At 69.9% G+C, this 21,209-nt stretch carries 23 protein-coding genes; 11 read left to right on the forward strand and 12 right to left on the reverse strand.

Going from position 1 to position 21,209, the window contains the following annotated elements:
* From ACWDSL_RS35685 to ACWDSL_RS35710, 6 genes are all read left to right on the forward strand, one after another.
* A partial coding sequence (locus ACWDSL_RS35685) for an alpha-amylase family glycosyl hydrolase (RefSeq protein WP_450492097.1) occupies positions 1–1,263 on the forward strand: 1,263 nt, incomplete at its 5' end.
* A gap of 25 nt (positions 1,264–1,288) precedes the next feature.
* On the forward strand, positions 1,289–2,332 hold the full coding sequence (locus ACWDSL_RS35690; protein WP_450492098.1) for a LacI family DNA-binding transcriptional regulator: 1,044 nt from the start codon (positions 1,289–1,291) through the stop codon (positions 2,330–2,332).
* 161 nt (positions 2,333–2,493) lie between these two features.
* Positions 2,494–3,366, forward strand: coding sequence for a phosphatase PAP2 family protein (locus tag ACWDSL_RS35695; RefSeq protein WP_450492099.1), 873 nt, complete (start codon positions 2,494–2,496; stop codon positions 3,364–3,366).
* Between the two features lie 175 nt (positions 3,367–3,541).
* On the forward strand, positions 3,542–4,441 hold the full coding sequence (locus tag ACWDSL_RS35700; RefSeq protein ID WP_450492100.1) for an HAD family hydrolase: 900 nt from the start codon (positions 3,542–3,544) through the stop codon (positions 4,439–4,441).
* Between the two features lie 112 nt (positions 4,442–4,553).
* A complete protein-coding gene (locus ACWDSL_RS35705) occupies positions 4,554–5,714 on the forward strand; it encodes a threonine synthase (protein WP_450492123.1) in 1,161 nt (386 codons plus the stop codon).
* The gene (locus tag ACWDSL_RS35710; protein WP_450492101.1) at positions 5,711–6,343 is read left to right on the forward strand and encodes a helix-turn-helix transcriptional regulator; all 633 of its coding nucleotides are present in this window, start codon (positions 5,711–5,713) and stop codon (positions 6,341–6,343) included. The genes ACWDSL_RS35705 and ACWDSL_RS35710 overlap by 4 nt, the downstream gene beginning before the upstream one ends.
* On the opposite strand, the gene ACWDSL_RS35715 is transcribed toward ACWDSL_RS35710, so the two are convergent.
* Positions 6,340–6,978 (reverse strand): hypothetical protein, encoded by a 639-nt coding sequence (locus ACWDSL_RS35715; RefSeq protein ID WP_450492102.1) that lies wholly within the window; start codon positions 6,976–6,978, stop codon positions 6,340–6,342. The two genes, ACWDSL_RS35710 and ACWDSL_RS35715, sit on opposite strands and share 4 nt — an antisense overlap.
* Before the next feature lie 132 nt (positions 6,979–7,110).
* Positions 7,111–7,989: a sigma-70 family RNA polymerase sigma factor gene (locus ACWDSL_RS35720; RefSeq protein ID WP_450492103.1), complete on the reverse strand. Its 879-nt coding sequence runs from the start codon at positions 7,987–7,989 to the stop codon at positions 7,111–7,113.
* An 82-nt stretch (positions 7,990–8,071) separates the two neighbouring features.
* On the opposite strand from ACWDSL_RS35720, the gene ACWDSL_RS35725 reads away from it, so the two are divergent.
* Complete coding sequence (locus ACWDSL_RS35725) at positions 8,072–8,521, forward strand: carboxymuconolactone decarboxylase family protein (RefSeq protein WP_450492104.1); 450 nt, start codon at positions 8,072–8,074, stop codon at positions 8,519–8,521.
* Positions 8,522–8,558: 37 nt separating this feature from the next.
* Here the strand turns inward: ACWDSL_RS35725 and ACWDSL_RS35730 are convergent, their stop codons facing one another.
* Complete coding sequence (locus tag ACWDSL_RS35730; protein WP_450492105.1) at positions 8,559–10,115, reverse strand: oxidoreductase; 1,557 nt, start codon at positions 10,113–10,115, stop codon at positions 8,559–8,561.
* Positions 10,116–10,252: 137 nt separating this feature from the next.
* On the opposite strand from ACWDSL_RS35730, the gene ACWDSL_RS35735 reads away from it, so the two are divergent.
* A complete protein-coding gene (locus ACWDSL_RS35735; protein ID WP_450492124.1) occupies positions 10,253–11,032 on the forward strand; it encodes an alpha/beta fold hydrolase in 780 nt (259 codons plus the stop codon).
* Positions 11,033–11,041: 9 nt separating this feature from the next.
* Here ACWDSL_RS35735 and ACWDSL_RS35740 read toward each other — a convergent pair whose 3' ends face one another.
* The 3 genes from ACWDSL_RS35740 to ACWDSL_RS35750 form a co-directional block, all read right to left on the reverse strand.
* Positions 11,042–11,596 (reverse strand): AAA family ATPase, encoded by a 555-nt coding sequence (locus ACWDSL_RS35740; protein ID WP_450492106.1) that lies wholly within the window; start codon positions 11,594–11,596, stop codon positions 11,042–11,044.
* 171 nt (positions 11,597–11,767) lie between these two features.
* Positions 11,768–11,971 carry a DUF397 domain-containing protein gene (locus ACWDSL_RS35745; RefSeq protein ID WP_450492107.1) on the reverse strand — a complete coding sequence of 68 codons (204 nt, stop codon included), beginning with the start codon at positions 11,969–11,971 and terminating at the stop codon, positions 11,768–11,770.
* Between the two features lie 10 nt (positions 11,972–11,981).
* Complete coding sequence (locus ACWDSL_RS35750; RefSeq protein ID WP_450492108.1) at positions 11,982–12,875, reverse strand: helix-turn-helix domain-containing protein; 894 nt, start codon at positions 12,873–12,875, stop codon at positions 11,982–11,984.
* 169 nt (positions 12,876–13,044) lie between these two features.
* Between ACWDSL_RS35750 and ACWDSL_RS35755 the strand changes: the two genes are divergently transcribed.
* Positions 13,045–13,479: an ATP-binding protein gene (locus tag ACWDSL_RS35755; protein ID WP_450492109.1), complete on the forward strand. Its 435-nt coding sequence runs from the start codon at positions 13,045–13,047 to the stop codon at positions 13,477–13,479.
* Positions 13,480–14,391: 912 nt separating this feature from the next.
* On the opposite strand, the gene ACWDSL_RS35760 is transcribed toward ACWDSL_RS35755, so the two are convergent.
* From ACWDSL_RS35760 to ACWDSL_RS35780, 5 genes are all read right to left on the reverse strand, one after another.
* Positions 14,392–15,279 carry an alpha/beta fold hydrolase gene (locus ACWDSL_RS35760; protein ID WP_450492110.1) on the reverse strand — a complete coding sequence of 296 codons (888 nt, stop codon included), beginning with the start codon at positions 15,277–15,279 and terminating at the stop codon, positions 14,392–14,394.
* Positions 15,280–15,285: 6 nt separating this feature from the next.
* Complete coding sequence (locus tag ACWDSL_RS35765; protein ID WP_450492111.1) at positions 15,286–16,584, reverse strand: hypothetical protein; 1,299 nt, start codon at positions 16,582–16,584, stop codon at positions 15,286–15,288.
* Positions 16,585–16,645: 61 nt separating this feature from the next.
* The gene (locus ACWDSL_RS35770) at positions 16,646–17,224 is read right to left on the reverse strand and encodes a TetR/AcrR family transcriptional regulator (protein WP_450492112.1); all 579 of its coding nucleotides are present in this window, start codon (positions 17,222–17,224) and stop codon (positions 16,646–16,648) included.
* 31 nt (positions 17,225–17,255) lie between these two features.
* Entirely contained in the window at positions 17,256–17,531 is a 276-nt protein-coding gene (locus ACWDSL_RS35775; protein WP_450492113.1) for a hypothetical protein, read from the reverse strand.
* 119 nt (positions 17,532–17,650) lie between these two features.
* Positions 17,651–18,337, reverse strand: a complete 687-nt coding sequence (locus tag ACWDSL_RS35780) for an SDR family oxidoreductase (protein WP_450492114.1) — start codon at positions 18,335–18,337, stop codon at positions 17,651–17,653.
* 120 nt (positions 18,338–18,457) lie between these two features.
* Here ACWDSL_RS35780 and ACWDSL_RS35785 point away from each other — a divergent pair, with 120 nt between their 5' ends.
* The gene (locus ACWDSL_RS35785; protein ID WP_450492115.1) at positions 18,458–19,009 is read left to right on the forward strand and encodes a TetR family transcriptional regulator; all 552 of its coding nucleotides are present in this window, start codon (positions 18,458–18,460) and stop codon (positions 19,007–19,009) included.
* 55 nt (positions 19,010–19,064) lie between these two features.
* Here the strand turns inward: ACWDSL_RS35785 and ACWDSL_RS35790 are convergent, their stop codons facing one another.
* Complete coding sequence (locus tag ACWDSL_RS35790; protein WP_450492125.1) at positions 19,065–20,450, reverse strand: MFS transporter; 1,386 nt, start codon at positions 20,448–20,450, stop codon at positions 19,065–19,067.
* Between the two features lie 147 nt (positions 20,451–20,597).
* Between ACWDSL_RS35790 and ACWDSL_RS35795 the strand changes: the two genes are divergently transcribed.
* Positions 20,598–21,038 (forward strand): winged helix-turn-helix transcriptional regulator, encoded by a 441-nt coding sequence (locus ACWDSL_RS35795; RefSeq protein ID WP_450492116.1) that lies wholly within the window; start codon positions 20,598–20,600, stop codon positions 21,036–21,038.
* Positions 21,039–21,209 lie beyond the last annotated feature (171 nt).

Genomic DNA, 21,209 nt, shown 5'->3' on the forward strand with positions numbered 1-21,209 from the left:
GACCGACCTCGGGGGGCGGCCCGCGAGCGCTACCACTTCCAGCCGGGCCGGGGCGCGGACGGCGAGCTGCCCCCCAACGACTGGGAGTCGGTCTTCGGCGGCCCCGCCTGGACCCGTACCACCGACCCCGACGGCACCCCCGGCGAGTGGTATCTGCACCTCTTCGCGCCCGAGCAGCCCGATCTCAACTGGGAGTGCCCCGAGGTCGCCGAGGAGTTCGCGTCCGTCCTGCGGTTCTGGCTGGACCTGGGCGTGGACGGCTTCCGTATCGATGTCGCGCACGGCATGGTCAAGGCCGCGGGTCTGCCCGATATCGGCCGCACCGAACAGGCCAAGCTGATCGGCGCGCAGGTGCTGCCGTTCTTCGACCAGGACGGGGTGCACGAGATCCACCGCTCCTGGCGGCGGCTGCTGGACTCCTACAGCCAGAACCACGCCGGCCCGGCGCGCATCGGCGTCGCCGAGGCGTGGGCCCCCACCTCCGAGCGGCTGGCGCTGTACGTGCGCCCCGACGAACTGCACCAGGCCTTCAACTTCCAGTTCCTCAGGTGCCCGTGGGACGCGGCCGCGATGCGCGAGGTGATCGACGACTCGCTGGCCGCGACCGCCTCCGTGGGCGCCCCCACCACCTGGGTGCTCTCCAACCACGACGTGGTCCGGCACCCCACCCGCTACGCCGAGCACAGCCCCGCCCAGGGCCTGCGGCGGGCCCGGGCCGCCGCCCTGCTGATGCTGGCGCTGCCCGGTTCGACGTATATCTACCAGGGCGAGGAACTGGGGCTTCCGGAGGTCACGGACCTGCCGGACGACTGCCGCCAGGACCCGGCCTTCTTCCGCACCTTCCACGAGAGCGGCCAGGACGGCTTCCGGGACGGCTGCCGGGTGCCCATCCCCTGGGCGCGCGGTGGGGAGTCGTACGGCTTCGGCCCCGGCGGCAGCTGGCTGCCGCAGCCCACGGGCTGGCGGGATCTGTCGGTCGAGGCCCAGACCGGCGACCCGGACTCTACGCTGGAGCTGTACCGCGCGGCGCTCGCGGTGCGCAAGGAGGTGCCCGGCCTCGGCGACACCCCGATGGAGTGGCTGGACGCACCCGAGGGGGTGCTCGCGCTGTCCCGCCCGGGGTTCGTATGCACCGTCAACACCCTCGACGAGGGGGTGGAACTGCCCGTTCCAGGGCGTGCGCTGCTGTCCTCGGCCCCGCTGGAGCACGGGGCGGGCACGGTGCGCATTCCCGCCGATTCCTGCGCGTGGTGGGCAATCTGACATGCGACCGGTACAGTCCAGCCCCATGACCGCACGGCTCGCTGACATCGCAGCCCAGGCGGGGGTCAGCGAGGCCACCGTCAGCCGCGTCCTGAACGGCAAGCCCGGCGTGGCGGCGGCCACCCGCGAATCCGTCCTGGCCGCGCTCGACGTGCTCGGATACGAGCGGCCGGTGCGGCTGCGGCAGCGCAGCGCGGGTCTTGTCGGCCTGATCACCCCCGAGCTGGAGAACCCGATCTTCCCCGCGCTCGCCCAGGTGATCGGGCAGGCGCTGACCCGCCAGGGCTACACCCCGGTGCTGGCCACCCAGACGCCGGGCGGCTCGACCGAGGACGAGCTGACCGAGATGCTGGTGGACCGCGGGGTGGCGGGGATCATCTTCGTCTCCGGGCTGCACGCGGACACCAGCGCCGATATGCAGCGCTACGACCAACTGCGCGGCCAGGGCGTGCCGTTCGTCCTGGTCGACGGCTACTCCCCCAAGGTGCGGGCGACCTTCATCTCGCCCGACGACCGGGCGGCGATGCTGCTGGCGGTGACCCATCTGGCCTCGCTCGGCCACACCCGGATCGGGCTGGCGCTCGGCCCCAAGCGGTTCGTGCCCGTACTGCGGAAGATCGAGGGCTTCCAGCGCGCGATGCAAGAACAGCTGGGGGTCGCGCCCGAGAAGTCCGAAGAGCTGATCCAGCACTCGCTCTACACGCTGGAGGGCGGCCAGGCGGCGGCCGGCGCGCTGATCGAACGCGGCTGTACGGCGGTGGTCTGCGCAAGCGACATGATGGCGCTCGGCGCCATACGGGCGGCCCGGCAGCAGGGCCTGGCCGTACCGCGGGACATCTCGGTGGTCGGCTTCGACGACTCGACGCTGATCGCCTTCACGGACCCGCCGCTGACCACCATCCGCAAGCCCGTGCAGTCGATGGGCCAGGCCGCGGTGCGGGCCCTGCTGGAGGAGATCGGCGGCACCCCGGCCCCGCCCAGCGAATTCGTCTTCCTCCCGGAGCTGGTGGTCCGCGGCTCCACGGCCTCGGCCCACGGGGCGGGGGCGCGGGGCGGCCCCGGGGCGTAGGCGGGACATGGGCGGGACATGGGCGGAACATGGGCGCGGGACATAACCGGGCGTACGGCGGACTACGCCATATGCGGGGCGGGCCGGAGCAGGACATAAGGCGTCAAGACCGGCCCGAAGGGCGATCTGCCGCTGGGCCGCTTCTGGCAGACTGTCGCCCCATGGGTGAAACGACTGTGAGGACTCTGGCAAGCCGGACGGCCACTCCGTCACCCATCGAGGGGAGCCAAGCGGGGGCCGGTACGCGCCCAGCGCCACCCCAAAGGCTCCTGGACCGGCTCCGCACCCCCCGCAGACCCCGGCTCTGGTTCGAGATCGTCCTCGTCGCCGTCAGCTACTGGACGTACTCCCTGATCCGCAACGCCGTCCCGGAGCAGCGGCATGAGGCGTTGCGCAACGCCGACTGGATCTGGGAGTGGGAGCACCAACTCGGCATGGCCTTCGAGTACGACGTCAACCACGCGATCGACTCGGTCGGCTGGCTGATCGTAGGAATGAACTACTACTACGCCACACTGCACTTCATCGTGACCCTCGGCGTGCTGGTGTGGCTCTACCGCCGGCACCCCGGCCGGTACGCCGCCACCCGGCTGGCGCTCTTCGCGACCACCGGCGTGGCGCTGCTTGGCTACTACTTCTTCCCGCTGGCCCCGCCCCGGCTGATGACCGGGGGCCACTTCATCGACACCGTCGTGGCGCACGACACCTGGGGGTCGATGGCCTCGGGGAATCTGGCCAATATGTCGAACCAGTACGCGGCGATGCCGTCGATGCACATCGGCTGGTCGCTGTGGTGCGGCGTCACCATCGCCGTACTGGCCCGCGCGGTGTGGGTGAAGGCGCTGGGGCTGCTGTACCCGGCGGCCACGCTGATGGTGATCGTGGCGACGGCCAACCACTTCTGGCTGGACGCCGTCGGCGGCGTCATCTGCCTGTCGTTCGGCTTCACCCTGTCGCGGCTGTGGTACGGCAGACTCCCCTACCGGCTGCCGCGATATGTGGCGGAGGGAAGCGTGGCTGTCAAGGCGGCTTGATCGGACCCGCCCGAGCCGCCATTCTGGCTCCGAATTCAGGGGCTCGATCACCGGCTCGATCACCGGCTCGGCCGTCGCGCGGGGGCGGCGGTCCGTGTCGCGCGCATACCCGCGCACATACCTGTGCGCACTGCCGCGGGCCCGAGGACACAGGACACGAAAGGGACACCGGCACGTGCACACCGCTGACGCCACGCCGGCACCGGCCACCGCACTCAGGCTGCCACGGCCCCGCTCGGGCTCCGCGCCCCTCCCGGACACCGCCGGCCCGCCGCCCTTCCGGCTGGTGGCCACCGACCTCGACGGCACGCTGCTGCGCACCGACCTGACCGTCTCGGCCCGTACCCGCGCGGCGCTCGCCCTCGCGGACCGCGCCGGGGCGCGCCATCTGGTCGTCACCGGCCGACCGGCCACCTCCTGCCGGGAGTTCCTGGTCGCCATCGGCTATCAGGGGCTCGCGGTATGCGGACAGGGCGCGCAGCTGTACGACGCCTCGGCGGACCGGCTGCTGGTCTCCGCGGCGCTGGACCTGGACCTGGCGCGGGCGGTGGTCAAGCGCACCGAGGAGGAGTTGGGCGGGCGCCCGCTGGAGCTGGCGGTGGTCACCGCCGCGCCCGAGAACCGCTTCGTGATCACGCCGCGCTTCACCGACCGGATGCGCCCCGACTGGGGGCTCGTGGGCAGCCGGGAGGAGCTGTGGGCGCAGCCGATCGAGAAGGTGCTGATGCGCCATCGCGAGCTGCCCGACGCCCGGGTCGCGGCGGCCGCGGCGCTGGCGGGCGGGGACGAGGTGTCGGTGACGCACTCCGAGAAGGGCATGATCGAGGTGCTGCCGGCGGGGGTGGACAAGGCCATGGGGCTGGGGCGCGCGGCGGAGCGTATGGGCTTCTCGCCCGAGGACACGATCGCCTTCGGCGATATGCCGAACGACATCCCGATGCTGGAGTGGGCCGGGTACGGGGTGGCGATGGGCAACGCACACCCGGGTCTGATCGCCGTCGCGGACGAGGTGGCTCCGGACCATGACGAGGACGGGGTGGCGGCGGTTCTGGAGCGCCTGTACGGCCACCTCTGACCGAGCCCTCTTGACCTATCATCCACAACTAAACAGAATTTCTAAAGTGCACCCTGAACCCCACCACCCTGAACCCAGCCACCCCGAACCCCACCACCCCGAACCCCACTACCTGGACGAGCGATCCGGCGCCCGCTACCCGCTCACCGACCCGCGCTGGTGCAGCGACGACGGCGCCCCGCTGACCGTCTCCCCCCTGCCCGGCATCACCCGCGAGGACGTGGACACCGGCACCCGTTCGCTGTGGCGCTACCGGGCGGCCCTGCCCGTTGACATCGCCGCCCCGGTGTCGCTCGGCGAGGGCTGCACCCCGCTGGTCGAGAAGGTCTGGGGGGAGGTCCCGGTCCGCTTCAAGCTGGAGTGGTTCAGCCCCACCGGCAGCTTCAAGGACCGCGGCACCAGCGTGATGATCTCCCTGCTGGCGCAGCGGGGCGTGCCGGAGGTCATCGAGGACAGCTCCGGCAACGGCGGGTCCTCCGTCGCGGCGTACTGCGCGGCCGCCGGCATCCGGGCCACGATCCTCGCCCCCGAGGCCACCTCCCCCACCAAGGTGCTCCAGAGCCGCGCGTACGGAGCGCGGGTCGAGCTCGTCCCGGGCGACCGGGACGCCACCGCGGCGGAGGCGCTGCGCCGGTCGGAGCGTACGTACTACGCGAGCCACAACTGGCACCCGTTCTTCCTCCAGGGCACCAAGACCCTCGCGTACGAGCTGTGGGAGGACCTGGGCTTCACGGCCCCGGACAACGTCATCACCGTGGCCGGCGCCGGCTCCACCGTCCTGGGCTGCGACATCGGCTTCTCCGAACTGCTGGCCTCCGGCCAGATCCGGCGCCGTCCCCGGCTGCTCGTCGCCCAGCCCGCCAACTGCGCCCCCATCCACGCGGCGTTCCACGACCGGGCCGCCGCCCCCTTCGCCCCCACCGTCGCCGAGGGCACCGCCATCCGCGAGCCCATCCGGCTGCCGGAGGTCGTCCAGGCCGTCCGCCGCTCGGACGGCGACATGGCGGCCATCCCCGAGGACGACATCGCCACCGCGGTCCGCCGGCTGGCCGCCATGGGCCTGTACGCGGAGCCGACCAGCGCGACCGCGGCCGCCGCGATCGACGTCTTCCGCGCCCGGGGCGCGATCCGGCCGGGCGAGACGACCGTCGTGCTGCTGACGGGCTCGGGGCTCAAGGCGGCGACCGCGATGAACGCCCTCTTCACCGATCAAGGTTTCACCGATCAAGGTTTCACCGATCAAGGCTTCGCCGATCAGGAAGGCAGACCATGACCGCCGAGGACGACCTGCTGCTGCGCGAGGCCGAGAAGATCGTCGTCGCCATCGGCCGGATGTTCCCGGGCCTGTGCGAGGTCGTGCTGCACGATCTGCGCGACCCCGAACACGCCATCCGGGCCATAGAGAGCAATCTCTCCGGCCGCTCCGTCGGCGACCCCGCCACCGAGCTCGGCATCGCCCGTATCCAGGACCCCGGCTTCCCGGACATCGTCCAGAACTACCCCAACCGCTTCCCCGACGGCCGCCCGGCCAAAAGCACCTCGATCGGCATCAAGAACGGCGCGGGCGAATACATCGCCGCCATCTGCCTCAACCTCGACGTCTCGCTGTTCGCCAGCGTCGCCCGCAGCCTCAACAACCTGGTCAGAACCGACGACCAGGAACAGCCCCTCACCGAAACCCTGCGCGCCCGCACCGCCGACGAACTCCGCACCGTCGTCGAGGAATTCGCCGCGGCCCGCGGCCACACGGCGCGCAGCCTCGGCTCCGCCGCGAAGAAAGAGCTCGTACGCTCCCTCAAAACCCGCGGCTTTCTTCAGGTCAAGCACTCCGTGCAGGTGGTGACGGAGCTGCTGGGGGTGTCCAGGGCAACGGTCTACAACTACCTGCGCTCAGCCGACTAGACCTGCCCGGTGTGGGTTGTCGACCAGCGCATTCCACCGACCACATGCTCGAGATAGGCCGGGTGGCTCACCGTGAACGTAAAGTCGCTGCAGGGCAGCTCCTCGACCTCACTCCGCAGGGGGACGTTGCGGATCGGGCCTGTCTCGTAGGAGGTCACGATCTCGAAGGCTCGGCAGGAGAACTCGACGGGATCGCTCTCCGTCAAGACATAGTGAGAAATGCCGTCATACCCGGATGCACCCCCCAGTTCCGCTCCGTACACGGCTCTCGCCGTACGCCGGGGAATGAGCACGCTTATGCCGTCGTCCGCGAGCAGATATCCGTCGTCGGTGACTCGTATCTTCTTGCCGCGAACCGCGTCGTAGAGCTCGCGGAACTCATCCTTCATCCGCATACCGGCCACGATCTCCATGCCCCGCTCCGTGGAATACGGATACCGGTCCGGGCGGCTGGGCATGCCGTCGCCGTCCCTCAGGAACCCGTTCGACAAAAGGAACCACGCGTCCACCAGCAGGGCCAGCGGGAAAGGTGGCCCCTTGGGGACGAAGGCGGCATCGGGGTTGATGATGTGCAGCCTCCCGCGCACGGTGCATTCCTCGACACTGTCGATGGACACGGCGAACAGATCGGTCACAATGGGCGCCCTTTCCTCTGGAAGGCGATCGCCGACGACGGTTGCCGCAGCGCCATGACGGTAACTACTCGCACCGACAACGGCTTACGGCGGAGGCCGTGCGACAAGCGCGCCTGCCCGCACTGCGGCGACTCACACCGGCCCCGGCAGATCCATCGACGCGAGCCTGGCCGGATCGATGACGACCGCGATACGGGCGATCCGGCCGTCGACGACGGTGAACGCCATGACCGAGAGCGGGGTGCCGTCCTCGTGCCACGACACGATCCCGGGCTCCCCGTTGACGAGCGCCGCCCGCCCGCGCGGGGCCGTACCGGCGGACAGCCGCGCCCTGGCGGCGACCTGGGTGGCGCCGAGGACGACGGCCACACCATCGGGGGTTTCGACGGTCAGCCTCACCTCGGGGTCGAGTACGCGCAGCAACCCCTCGAAGTCGCCGTGGCGAGCCGCCGCCAGGAATGCCTGGACCACCGCTCGCTGCTCCCGCCCTCCGGATATCGGCCGCTGGGCTGTGTGTACTTTCCGACGGGCGCGGCTGGCGAGCATCTTGGTGGCGGCGGTGGACTTGCCGAGGATCTGGCTGATCTCGTCGAACGGCACCGCGAACAGGTCGTGCAGTACGAACGCCAGCCGCTCGCTCGGCCCGAGCGAATCCAGAACGATCAGGAGGGCGAGCCCGACCGAGTCGGCGAGCGCCACATCGTCCTCCGGCGCGGGTCCGTCGTCGACCGTCACCACGAGCTCGGGCAGCCGGTCGTCGTAGGACGCCGCGGGGTGGGCCTGGCGCGAACGCAGGACATCGAGGCTGATCCGTCCGACCACCGTGGTCAGCCAGCCGACGAGGTTGTGGATGGTCGCCGTGTCCTGGCGGGAGAGCCGCAGCCAAGCCTCCTGTACCGCGTCCTCGGCGTCGGCATGCGAGCCCAGCATGCGGTAGGCGACCGCGCGCAACCGGCCGCGCTGGGCCTCGAACGCCTTGGCCACCGGGTCCGTCGGGCTGGTGTCGGACATGTTGTTACCTTCCTCGGATCCGCTCCGTCATGGGGATGACGTGCCCGAACGGGCACAGGTAACCGATGAGGGAGCGAGATCGATGGAAGCACGTATGAAGGGCCCGGTGAACGCCGATGTCCTCACCGGGATCCAACACCTCATGAAGGCGATTCACGGCTCCGGCGCCGACCCGCTCGTACTCGAACTGGTCCATCTGCGCGCCAGCCAGATCAACGGCTGCAGCCCGTGCGTCTTCGCCGGGGTCGAGTCGGCCAAGAAGCACGGAGAGACCGATGAGCGGCTGCACAACGTGGTCACATGGCGCGAGACGTCTTTCTTCAGCGAGGAGGAACGGGCAGCGCTCGCCCTGACCGAGGCCGCCACCCGGATCCAGGACGGTGCGCCGGGGGTGACCGACGAGATCTGGGACGCCGCCACCGACCACTTCGACGAGAAGCAGTTGTCCGCGATCATCATGAACATCGCGATGACCAACTTCTTCAACCGGATCAACCGCGCGATCCGCGAGCAGGCCGGCAAGACCTGGTGAGTTGGCTGGACGACCCTGAAGGTTCGGCTGTCGCCCGCTAGCTTCTCTGCAGCGTGCGGGTGACACCCGCGATGATGGCGGTCGTCAGCACCCAGCCGAAGGCGATCAGCAGGTAGGCCAGCCACTGGAGGCTGTCGTTCGACCAGTACCAGGCCGTGCGCTGGCCCAGACCGCCGATGGGGATCAAGAGGTCGAGTGTGTAGACGAGGGGCTGGAACGGGGCGCCTTCGCCTCGTTTGACCGGGATGGGGGAGTGAGCGCCGAAGGAGAGCGTGCCCAGCAAGGTCAGCGCGAGGAGCCAGACGCCGGCCAACCAGGGGCGGTAGCCATAACCGACGGTCACGTCGAGCAAGTGCCCCCACACACGCGTGACCGGGGGCAGAGTTTGACGCCGATGGCGCTGTTTGGCCAGGAGGACGCGGCGGGCGTCGTCGTCGTGGCCGCCCTTCCGGTACCAGCTCGCCAACTGCTCATAGGGCTGCGGGTTGTAGCCCGGGCTGCGTCGTATCCACGCCACCCGGCGTGCCACGGAGTCCGGCTGCCCCGCCGCCTCCCTCCGCTCCCCTGCCTCGTCCCCCTTGACGGAGCCATACACGAAGCCGTCCAACTCCACCACGTCCGGCCAGCTGTGCTCGCTGTCGTGGAGGTAGGACACCTGCGCGCCTCGCAGGTCCACGGTGCCGGACGGCCGCCGGGCCAGGGTGAGGTCGAAGTCGACGGCCTGCATCCGCAGGGCCTCCAATGACGGGCCGTGGCCGTCGGGCGACCCGTTCAGGACGGCTCCTTCGAAGGTCAGGTTGTCCGAGATCCGGGCACCCCGCAGCCGTACGGTCCCGTTCGCGAGGAACCCGTCGGAGAAGTCGAGCGTCGAGGCCACGGCGTTGTCCAGGGCGAGCGCCACCCCGCGCCGACCGGGGCGCTCCAGTAGTGCACCCCTCATATGCAGTCCGCCTGGCAACTGTGCCCCCATGAGACGGACTTCGCCGTGCGCGACGAAGCCGTCCCCGCAGTAGACGCCGCCCTCCGCGACCAGCCCGCCGGCGGACACCGCCCACTCCCCCGGTGCGATGATCTCAGCTCCGTTGAGGTTCACGGCACCGCTCACATGGGCGTTGATGAGCGACAAGGCGGTGACCCTGCGGTGGAAGGGCGAGGCAGAGCCGCTTTCCAGGTGAGAGCGGCGCAGGTCGAGGCGTCCCTCGATACGGATCATGCCGACTTCCACGCCCGGCACTCGGCTGCCCACGATCGCAATCGACTGGGTCGACGCTCCGGAGAGATCCACGCCCTCCTCGAACCAGCAGTCCTCGAGCCAGAGGGCGTGAGCGATCTGCGCGCCGGCCAGGTTGAGGTGCCCGGATATCCGCCCCCCGGCGAGCCTCAGACACGCTACCGCGCCCGGCTGTGCGGTGTTCGCGCCCGAGAGGAGCGCCACGATCACGGCGGCCCGAACCGTCCGCCCGGGGCCCCACTGCCCACCCTCGGCCACACGGTCGTCCTCGGGCACCCCCGTACGCAAGTCCACGCGGCGTCCCTCGGGGAACGCGTCCCACAGCTCGCGCTCCGGTGATGTCAACTCGTCGTAGGAGAGCACTCATGCAGAGTAGTGATCTTCCTTCGTGCTCGCCTTGCCCCCGCGCGCACCAGAGGGCCGCCGCGTCCACCGCCTTCTGGTGTGGCTACTCTCATCCCTCCATCGATGCATCGATCGTGACCGCAGGAGAGCAGGCCATGCGCAACGCCGCCGTAACGCCCGAGGGCGACCGGATCCGCTGGGTCGAGCTACCGGGGCAGGAGCCGCCACGCGTCTACGTACACGGCCTGGGCGCCACATCCTCCGCCTACTTCGCGGAGATCGCGCTGCACCCCCTCCTGGCCGGCCGCCGCTCGCTGCTGATCGACCTGCTGGGTCACGGCATCAGCGACCGGCCGACGGACTTCGACTACACGCTGGAATCACACGCCGATACCCTCGCCGCGGCGCTGGCCGGCGCAGATGTCACCGGCGCCGAACTGATCGCCCACAGCATGGGCGGCTCGGTGGCCATCGTCCTCGCCGCCCGCCACCCCCACCTGGTCTCCCGCCTGGTCCTCATCGACGCCAACCTCGACCCGATCCCCCGCAAGCCCGGCTCTTCGGGCAGCAGCGGTATCGCCGCGTACACGGAAGAGGAGTTCCTGGCGGGCGGCTGGCAAGAGGTCCGCGACCGGGTCGGCCCCCACTGGTGGTCCACCATGCGCCTGGCCGGCCGCGAGGCACTGCACCGCAGCGCACTCCACCTCACCCGCGGCACCGTCCCCACCATGCGCGAGCTGCTACTCGACCTGAAGATCCCCCGCACCTACCTGCTGCCCGAGGCCGACGCCCCGCTCCCCGGCGCCAAAGCGCTCACCGAGGCCGGAGTGTCCGTCGTCGCGATCCCGGACTGCGGACACAACATCATGCTGGACAACCCGGACGCGTTCGCCCGCGCCACGGCGGCGGCACTCGGGGCCCCTGCTCAAGGCTGACCGGCCGCGTTATCCGCCACCGGGCCGCGGCACCCCGTCCACCCGGGCCAACACCTCGTCCGCCGACTCGCCCACGGACCGTTCCCCATCCAGGAAGACCGTGTCCGCGGGCAGCGCGTCCGCCACGGCCGTACACAACGGGATCTGGGCCTTGCACCACCGCTTGACCTCCTCGTCACGAGCCGGATCCGCGTGATGGACCCGGGCGTCGATACGCTGGGCCAGGACCTCCGGGGAGACCTTGAGGAAGAAGTGGTGCACGGCCACCCCGGCCGTCCGCAGCGGGCCGAAGATCTCCTCCGCGTACTGAGCGCGGACTGTGGTCATCGGCGCGAGCACCGGCCGCGGCCCGTAGTCCTGCGCAAGGCCGAGTGCCAGGTGGGCGACCTGGCGGCGCCAGAGCGGCAGGTCCTGGAAGTTGCCGGTGGGGATGTCCACGATCTCGCGGAGCACATAGCCGATGTGCTCGGGATCGAAGACCAGCGCGTCCGGCCGCCGCCGGTGCAGCTCCTCCACCAAGGTCGTCTTCCCGCTGCCGAACGCACCGTTCACCCACACGATCACGCGCCGCTCCCTTCTCGTGCCGCCATCGGCTCACAGGCTAGGCCGCGCGCCATGGGCGCGGTGTTGGTGGTCGAGTTGACCGAAGCGCCGTCGGCCTGCGCCGTCCAGCGGCTCCGCGACTGCCTGGAGTCGTGGGCCGAGCAGCCCGGCTTCCGGCTCCTCAAGTAGTCGCTACTGCGGAAGTCGGTCGAAGTCACCGCGTTTGACGCCTCGTATGAAGGTGGCCCACCGGGCCGGGGCGGTGGTGATGACGGCGGTCGGGTCGTCGCTCTCGCGCAGGAGTATGAGGTCTCTGCACGACGCCGCGACCTCGACGCAGTCGGAGCTGGGCACGCCGCTGCTGAAGCTCGACTTACGCCACATGAGCCCGGACATCAGGTTCTCCTCACAAGGTGTACAAGAGGTGCTGCACGAGCCTAAGCGAATCACTCCTCTTATAGGACTGCCGTTCGGGACCGGGGTCAATCGGCGGCAGTGCGTCGGCGCTGAGGCGTTCGAAGGCCGCACCGTACTGGGCGAGATGCGTCTGGTCTTCGAGGAAGGCGGACGACACGGGGTGTTGCACATAGACGGTATTCAACTCGGCCGCCTCGGCTTCGAGGAGGACAAACGGTGCGGCGGGCGTCGCCGGGGAAAGGCTCGATTTGAACGGCAGTAGCTGGATACGGACATGAGGCAGCCTGGCCATCTCCACCAAGTGCTCGATCTGCCCTCGCATGATCTCGGTGTCCACGAACTGCATATGAAAGGCCGCTTCGTGGATGACCGCATGGAAGACAGGCGGCGACTCGTCCATCAGCACCTGCTGCCGCTTCAGTCGGAACTCGACAGCGGTGTCCAGCAGGCTGGGGTCGGCATCGACCCCGCCACCGGCGATGAGGGCTCGTACATACTCCGGGGTCTGGAGCAGCCCTGGCACATACATCCACTGGAACGAGCGATGGGCGACGGCGGTCGACTCCAGCTCCGCGAGGTCCGGGATGCTGTCGTCCAGCGGAGATTTGCGGTAGTCCGACCACCATCCCTTCCCCGTCGACCCACTCATGGCCACAAGCCCACGAGCAAGAGTTTCATTACGGCAACCGTACGCGGCAAGGAGCGCGCGGAGCTTCACCTCGGGAATGGCCGTTCGACCCGCCTCGATGTGCCCGAGGTGCGGTGAACCCAGCCCTGCGAAGGCTCCCGCTTCCGCCGCGGACAAGCCGCACTCGTTGCGGAGCCTCCGCAGCTCCAGACCCAATCGTCGCTGTCGTTGCGTCGGGTTGACCCGTAGGCCCATGGCGTCCTCCTTGCGATCGGCAGCAGTCTGCCCGTTTGGGGCAGCCCGGATCCACTCGTTGGAGGGAATCAGGCCATCCAGGTTGCAGACTGGAAACCTGTTTCTCTACCGTCGAAGACGAACCCCCCAACCGGCGCACGCCATCAGGCCGTTGGCCGAAGGAGGCAACATGCCCACGAGCCCCGAGCACCCCCGTGCCGACTTCTCCCTCGTCTTCCCACCCGACCCCACCTGGGTCCGCACCGCCCGCGAAGCCGTACGCACCGCCCTGCACGCCGCCAACCGCCCCGACCTCACCGACACCGCCCTCCTCCTCACCTCCGAGGCCGTCACCAACGCCGTCACCGCCTGCCTGCACAGCGGTTGCGCGGCACCCGTCACCCTCTACGCCGAGTGGGGCGCCCTCGGCACACTCCGCGTCCTCGTCAGTGACGACGCCCCCGGGCTTCCTTCGCCACACATCCTCACCAGGGCCGCAGCGGACACCGAAAACGGCCGGGGCCTGTTCCTCATCGACAGTTGCGCCGCCGACTGGGGCGTCTGCCACCATGGCCCCGGCCCCGGAAAGGCGGTGTGGTTCCAGGTGGGCGGCGCGGGCACATGACGAACGCCACGCCACCTCAGACGAGACCACCGAACCCTGGAACGGTGGGGCCACCGGACACAGTCATAGACATACGGTGGGTGCGGGTTTCGTCTCGGACCCTCCGGGCCCAAAGCGCCAGCAGGAGGAGGGATGGGGGGCGGCTGGCCCGTTGTCCTGGTTCCTCGGCCCGGCGGGCGACTGAGCTTACAACTGGCTCCGCTGCGCTCCGCCACAGCTGCTGCCGCGCGGTGGCCAAGCCGGTCAGTCCAGCGGTGCGCTCGACTGGGTGCGCGAGCGTGACGAACGGGCCGGCGACCGCTGGACGGCATGGTCCGGACGCCGCGCTCGTGCATCGTCTCGCGCCTTCGGCGCACAGCAGCCAGCAACGGGAAAGGGGAGGGGCGCCGCAGGCATCGTCGCCGTCCAGCCCAACGGGCCCTCACCGGTCGGCGGGCGGTGGGGCGGTGGGTGGTCGTCCGGAGCGGTGGGGGCCCGTCCGGTTGAGGCTCTCCACCCACCTGCTCTTAGAAAGATGCTTGCTCTGCATCAAGTACCGCATCAAGTGGTTTTCTGAGAGCAGGTGGGTGGAGAGGCGGTCCTGGCTGCCGGTGCTCGCCCATCTGTCGCGCTCCCGAGCCCCGGTCCAGCGCGCCGCTGGGCCGGCTCACTGGCCACCGCGCGGCAGCAGCTGCGGCGGAGCGCAGCGGAGCCTCTTTGAGCCCAGCCGCCCGCCGGGCCGAGGGACCGGGACACCGGGCCGGCCGCCCCCTTCCCTCCCGCTGCCGCCGCTTTGGACCCGGAGGGTCCGAGACGAAACCCGCACCCGCACAAGCCGAATGCCGCGAGACGGCGCACAGGCACAGCGAAGCGAAGCGGAGCCAACGCGAAGCGCAGCGCACCCGCACCCGCACCCGCGAGGCCGACGACGAGTCAAGCCGCGTGCACGAGGGCCAGGAACGGCAGTACCACGGCGGCCACCTCGTCCGGTACTTCCTCGGCGAGGTCGTGTCCGGCGTCGAAGACGTGGCCGGTGACGTCGTGGGCCATGAGCCGCATCTGGGTCTCGTTGCGGTCGCCGATGAAGGCCGAGCCGCCGAGGGCGAGTACCGGGATGTCCAGCTTCTTCTGGGCTGCCTGACGGTTCTGTTCGGCGTCGATGAGCATGGCCCGGTAGATGGCCAGCATCGAGCGGATGCCGCCGGGCATGGAGTAGCAGCGTACGTATTCGTCGACTGCTTCGGCGGTGGCCGTGTCCGGGTGGCTGCGTTCAGTCTTGAGCATGTACGTGATGAGTTCACGCTCGTGCCCGGCGATCAGCATCTCGGGGACGTCCGGCTGGAAGTAGAAGCCCAGATGCCACAGGTGCATCCCGCTCGAGACGTTCTCGGGGGTGAGAGCGGTGTGGTCCTCGAAGCCGAACCCGGGGAACAGCGCCTCGGCGAAGACCAGGGCGTTGACATGAGCGCGGTGGCGGGCGGCGAGTTGGTAGCCGATGACCGCTCCCCAGTCCTCTCCCATCACGCTGTAGGACTCGTGGCCGAGGTGGGTCATCAGCGCGGCGATGTCGTCGCTCATTGTCGCGGAGTCGTATCCGTCCGCGGGATGGGCGGAGTCGCCGAGGCCGCGGAGGTCCGGTACGACGGCGGTGTGATGTGGCGTCAGCTTGGGGACGAGGTGTCGCCAGTGGTAGCCGGTCTTGGGTACGCCGTGCAGCAGCACCACCGCCGGGCCGGAGCCACCGGTCCGGTAGTGCAGACTCGTTCCGTTGGCGGTGGCACGGCCCGTGCGGACGGGGGCTTCATGGTGGTCGAAGATCATGTCCTGTCAGCTCTCCTGGTGTGCTTCGCGGCGAATTTCGATCACGAGGCCGCTCGGTCCGTTCCTCGCCGCGATCACTGGACCGGCGTGACGGTCGGCGGGGCGCAGGACGACGTTGTCCGGGTAGAGCCGGCCGAGCAGGGCCAGAACGACGGTGTTGCCCTGCGCGGTGGCGTCCAGGGTGACGTCGCCGCCCTCCGTCCACACCAACCCCGGTGCGCGCAGTACGGCCCACGTGTCCGCGGTTCGGGTGTCGCCGGGTGCCTCGGGGTGTGCGGCGGGGGCCTGGCGGTGGGCGAAGCGGTGGCCGCGTAGGCATTGGCCGAGGTCGACGCGGGCGGTGGCGTCGTTGTCGGCCGCGTGGGTCACTTCGACGTGGGCAGTGCGGGTCCCGTCGACGACCGGTTCGGCCACGATACGGGCGGTGATCGGCCCCGGTGTTCCGGTGGCGGGCGGCAGGTGCTCGATGAGCGTACGGGGTGCGGCGTAGTAGTCCCGCACCTCGGCGACGTAGGTGGCGGATTCACCGGCTGCCGGATTGGGGCGCCAGGTCAGCAGGTGTCGGGGCGCGGTGAAGGGTGGCGCGTCGACGACGGCGGGCAGGACGGTGCCGCCGTCGTGGTCGAAGCCGTAGCCTTCGGGGCCGGAGCTGCCGGTGATGGTGTGGCGGGCGAAGTTCACGATGCTGGTGTGCCGGATCTGGCGGACCAGGAGTTCGGTGAGGAAACGGTCGCGGGCCGGCTCGGTGTGCCGCAGTCCGGTCGGCGTGATGCGGAGCGGGACCTCCTGCCAGTTGGTGAAGGGCAGCAGTGCGTCGCGCAGCAGGACCATCTGGTGCAGCCATTCGTTGTACAGCTGCATCGTGACGGGGCCGCCGCGGCGGCCCATGAGCAGGTCGGTCGCGGGGTGGGTGAGCAGATGGCCGTAGCAGTGGCCGCGGACGACGAGTGGGCCCGCGGGCAGTGATATCCGGTGGGTGAGCAGCCGGTCCAGGGCCGCTGTCGCCCAGGAGGCGATCTCCCGGCCGATGGCCTCGGCCTGTGTGCCCAGTTCACGGGTCGCCGAGGCGGCGTCGGGGCCGATGGCCAGTGGCAGCGAGGTCTCCCGGGTGCCGAGGCCGAGTGTGGCGTGGATCTGGGCGCCGAGTATTTCGCGGTCGACGCTCCGCAGGGCATCGATGACACCCTGCAGCAGCGGTTCGGTGCCGGTGAAGAACTCGCGGGCGGTCATGGTGCCCGTCGCCGGGAAGGTGTTCCATCGGCTGCCGCCGAGGGCGGGGGTGGTCGAGGTCCGTGAGGGGGTCATGGGTCCTCCGGTGTCGATAATTTTTCTGGATCGCCCGATACAGATTGAGGGCATGAAAAAGTCAGTCGAGGGTCGCCAGCGCGACCTCCACAAGGGGTTCGAGGGCGCGCGGGTCCGGTGTGACCTTCGAGGAGACAAGCAGCCCGTTGAGGAAGGTGACAAGGAAGGCGGCGAGGGTGTGCGGATCGTGCCGCGGCGCGATCTCGCCGCGCTCCGCCGCCACCCGCAGCACTTCGGCAAGCGCGCCCTGACTGGCGCCCAGCACGTCGCGTACGGTGCGCCGGGTGGCCGCGTCCTCCGGTACGCGTTCACAGGCGGCGTTGATCAACAGGCAGCCCCGGCCGTCGTGTTCGACGGCGATCCGGACCCGCTCGACCAGCATCGTACGGATCGCCGACCGGGCGTCCGCCCCCTCGTCGAGGCTGCGCAGCGCGGCCGCCGCGAACGTGGTGCGGTAGTGCTCCAGCGCGGCCCGGTACAGGCCGTCCTTGTCACCGAACGCGGCATAGAGGGAGCCCTGACCGATCCCGAGGTGCCGGGTCAGGTCGCGCACCGAGGTGCCCTCGTATCCGCGCGCCCAGAACAGCTCCATCGCGCGGCTCACCGCCGCCTCGGTGTCGAACTCCCGCGTCCTTGCCATGCGTTCACCATAAGCTATCTGGATCGACCGCTCAAGAAAGTGTTGTGGCGAGCGCTTCCTTGACGATGGCCTCGATACACAGGTCCGCGGTGTCGAGCAGTCGGGTCAGTTCCTCGAAGATGAGCCGTTGGACGAACTCGCGGCCCGCCGCCTCGGGCGTGATGACCTCGACCCCGTGGCTGCCGAGCCAGTCGCGATCGCAGCGGTCGACCACGGCGAAGTTGACACTCGCCAGGAGGAGTTCCGCGCTCTCGTGACCACCCAGCAGTTCGTTGACGCGGTCGTTGATACGTCGGTAGAAGTCCACGGTGGCGACAGCACGCTCATTCCACCGGATGCCCCCGCCGCCCGGACATGGCCAATCACGAAGAATTGGGCTGTCTTGCGAGGGTGCGGGCGGCGCGGGCTCCCGCCGGGAGAGCGGGCTCAGCCGGCCGCCGGGGCGTCCGCCAGGCCGCGCTTGACCTGCCGGGTGGTGTCGTCGGCGAGGATCTCGGGCAGGCCGGCCTCGATGCCGTCCAGCGCCTGGGCCGCGACCTGGGCGGGGTCGGCCTTGTCCTCGGCGGCCACGTTCGCCGTCATGTCGGTGTCCATGTAGGCGACGTGCAGCGCGGAGACGGCGATGCCGCGCGGCGCGAGCTCTTCGCGGACGGCGCTGCTCATCGCCCATGCGGCCGCCTTGGACGTCGCGTAGGAGCCGGCCTGGGCCGGGTGCCACCAAGAGAGCACGGAGAGGATGTTCAGGACGGCGCCGCCGCCGTTCTTCTCGATGACCGGGGCGAAGGCGCGCGTGGCGGCGAGGGGGCCGAAGAAGTTGGTGTTCATCTCGGCGCGCGCCGAGTCCATATCGCCGGCGATCAGGGGGTTGTAGAGGGCGATCCCGGCGTTGTTGATCAGCAGTGTCGCGTCGGAGGCGATGCGGGCCGCCTCCCGGATCGACGCCTCGTCCGTCACGTCGAGGCGGAGCGGCGTGACGCCTTCCAGGTCCACGGTCTCCGGCCGGCGTGCCGCCGCGTACACCTTCGCCCCGCGCTGGATCAGCTGCTCGGCGAGGTGGCGCCCCAGCCCGCGGTTGGCGCCGGTCACCACGACGGTCGCACCCTTGAGTTCCATGATCGTTCCCTTTCGTCTTCGCCGCGGGATCGGCCGACCCGCCCCGCAATTAGATTACGAACATAATCTATACATCCGGGTACGATAGATGTCAAATGAAATCTAAGCGGGAGGTGGGCCATGGGCCGCGCGTCACAGGCGCAGGCGCGGGAGAACCGGCAGCGTGTGGTGGAGACCGCGGCACGGCTCTTCCGGGAACAGGGCGCCCAGGTCAGCGTCGCCGAGCTGATGAAGGCGGCCGGACTCACGCACGGCGCGTTCTACAAGCAGTTCGCCTCCAAGGAAGCGCTCTTCGACGAGGCCACCGCCCAGGCATTCGAAGCGGTCGCCCACGGCGCGGACCGGCATCATGTCTCGCCGGACGCGGCGTCCCCCAACGAACTGATCGACGCCTATCTGTCCGCCGAGCACCGCGATGACACCGCGGAGGGCTGTCCGGTGGCCGCGCTCGCCGTCGACGTCGGGCGGGGGCAGGGCGGGCCCGTTGCCAGGGACAGGTTCAACGAGGGTGTGGCCGAGTTCGCGCGGCGCATCGCCACCGACGAGGACGACGGCCTCAGCCGGCTGAGCACGATGGTCGGGGCGCTGATCCTGTCGAGGGCCACCCAGGGCACACCCCTCTCGGATGAGATCCTCGCCGCCGCCCGCGCGGCGCTGACCACGGCCGACTGACCTGCCGGGCTGCCGGGCTCGCGCTCCACATCCGAGAAGGAGTCGAGCTTCGGCGTCATGTCGCCACCGCCCCGTCACGGGGCCGGCCGCGGAGGCCGAAGGCGCTGATGAGCGTGGCCACCCCGGCCGCGATCAGCGGGACGAGCAGGGCGGCGTGGTAGCCGTCGAGCAGGGTCTGCGGGGATCCGCCCTCGCCCGTGGCGGCGACGTTGACGGCGGTGACGGTGGACAGGCCGAGGGCGGCGCCGAACTGGAAGGAGGTGTAGAGCAGACCTCCGGCCAGACCCTGTTCCTCCTCCTGGACGCCTTCGGTCGCGATGATGGTGAGCGGCCCGTACGCCAGGGAGAAGGCCAGGCCGAGGGCGATGAAGCTGGGGAACATCGCCGCGTACGTCCAGTCCTCGCCGACCGGCAGGAACAGGGCGTACGACAGCGCGGCCAGCACCAGGCCGCCGAAGACGACCCGCGCGTTGCCGAAGCGGTTGACGAGCTTGGGGGTGAGCGTGGGTGAGAGCGCGGCGTCGATGCCGATCACCAGGAGCGCGAGGCTGGTCTCGACCGTGGACCAGCCGCGCAGCTCCCGCAGATACAGCACGGCGATGAACTGGAAGCCGAAGAAGCCGCCGGCGAAGAACAGCGCGGAGAGGTTGGCGCGTACGAGGGCGCCGCTGCGGAAGATCCCCAGCCGTACCAGCGGAGCGGCCGCACGGCGTTCGGTCAGCACGAAGGCGGTGAGGAGTACGAGGCCGGCGGCGAGGGTGCCGAGCGTCTGGCCGAGGCCGGTGTGGGCGGCGCGTTCGACGGCGAGGACGAGGAGCACGATCGCGCCGGTCACGGTGAGCGCCCCGAGCAGATCGACGCGCTGCCCGGTGCGGTCGGGCCGCGGGGACTTGGGGACCAGGGCCAGCGCGGCGATCAGGATGAAGAACGACAGGACCACAGGCGCGAAGAACACCCAGCGCCAGTCGGCCGAGGTCAGCAGCCCGCCGACGACCAGGCCGACGGAGAAGCCTCCGCCGCCGGTGCCGGAGTAGATCAGGAGGGCCTTGTCGCGCCGCGGCCCCTCCTCGAAGCTGGTCGTGATGATGGACAGTCCGGCCGGAGTCATGAACGCGGCCGCGACCCCGGTCACAAAGCGGGCGACGATGAGCGTCGGCCCGTCGTCGGCGAAGCCGCCCAGGCCGGAGAAGAGCAGGAAGACGGCGAGCCAGAGCAGGAACATCTGCCGGCGGCCGAAGAGGTCCGCCGCCCTTCCGCCCAGCAGCATGAACCCGCCGTAGCCCACGACGTACGCGCTCATCACCCACTGCAGCTCACCGGTGGACATCCCCAGGTCGGCGCGGATCGACGGCAGGGCCACATTGAGCATGGCCACATCGATGCCTTCCAGGAAGATCGCTCCGCACAGCACCAAGAGCACACCCCAGCCGCGTCCGTTCAGCACAGAGGGCGTGGACGATGTGGACACAGCACAGCTCCTTGAGAGAAGAAGGAAAGGGGGAAGGAGAGGACGCGTCGCACACGGTTACCTGGACGCCAGTCAGTTCCCTCTTGTTACCGACTCGATCCTGATGCACCCTGAACGCCCATGGAAGAAGGCACTTTGAAGTCACCGAGTCACTGCACGGGAACCGACGACGACAACGTCCGCCAGTGGGACACCCGGGAGGGCTGTGAGGTCCGGCAGATCCTCGACCGCGTGGCCGACAAGTGGTCGCTGCTCGTCATCGCCCTGCTCGACGTCCGCACCATGCGCTTCACCGAGCTGCGGCGCGAGATCGACGGGGTCAGCCAGCGCATGCTGACCGTGACGCTGCGCCATCTGGAGCGCGACGGGCTGGTGCGCCGTACGGTGCATCCGGTCGTCCCGCCGCGCGTGGACTACCAGCTCACTCCGCTGGGCGCGACGCTGCACGACACCATCCAGGCGCTCGTCACCTGGACCGAGGACCACCAGGGCGAGATCGCCGCCGCGCGCACCGCGTACGACCAGTGCCAGGCCAAGGCGGAAACGACGGCCGGGGCCTGAGCCGGTTCCGATACACGTACGCGTACGCGGACGCGGACGCGGACGCGTACGCGGACGCGGCGGGGGCTCCGATCGTTGTCGACCGCCGCTCAGGACGGGACGGGCAGAGGACAAGGGGTTCGCCGAGCACTCCGGCCCCCAGTCCGCCATCGGCGGTGAACCGCACCCGCC

The organism is Streptomyces sp. NPDC000941 (assembly GCF_053599555.1).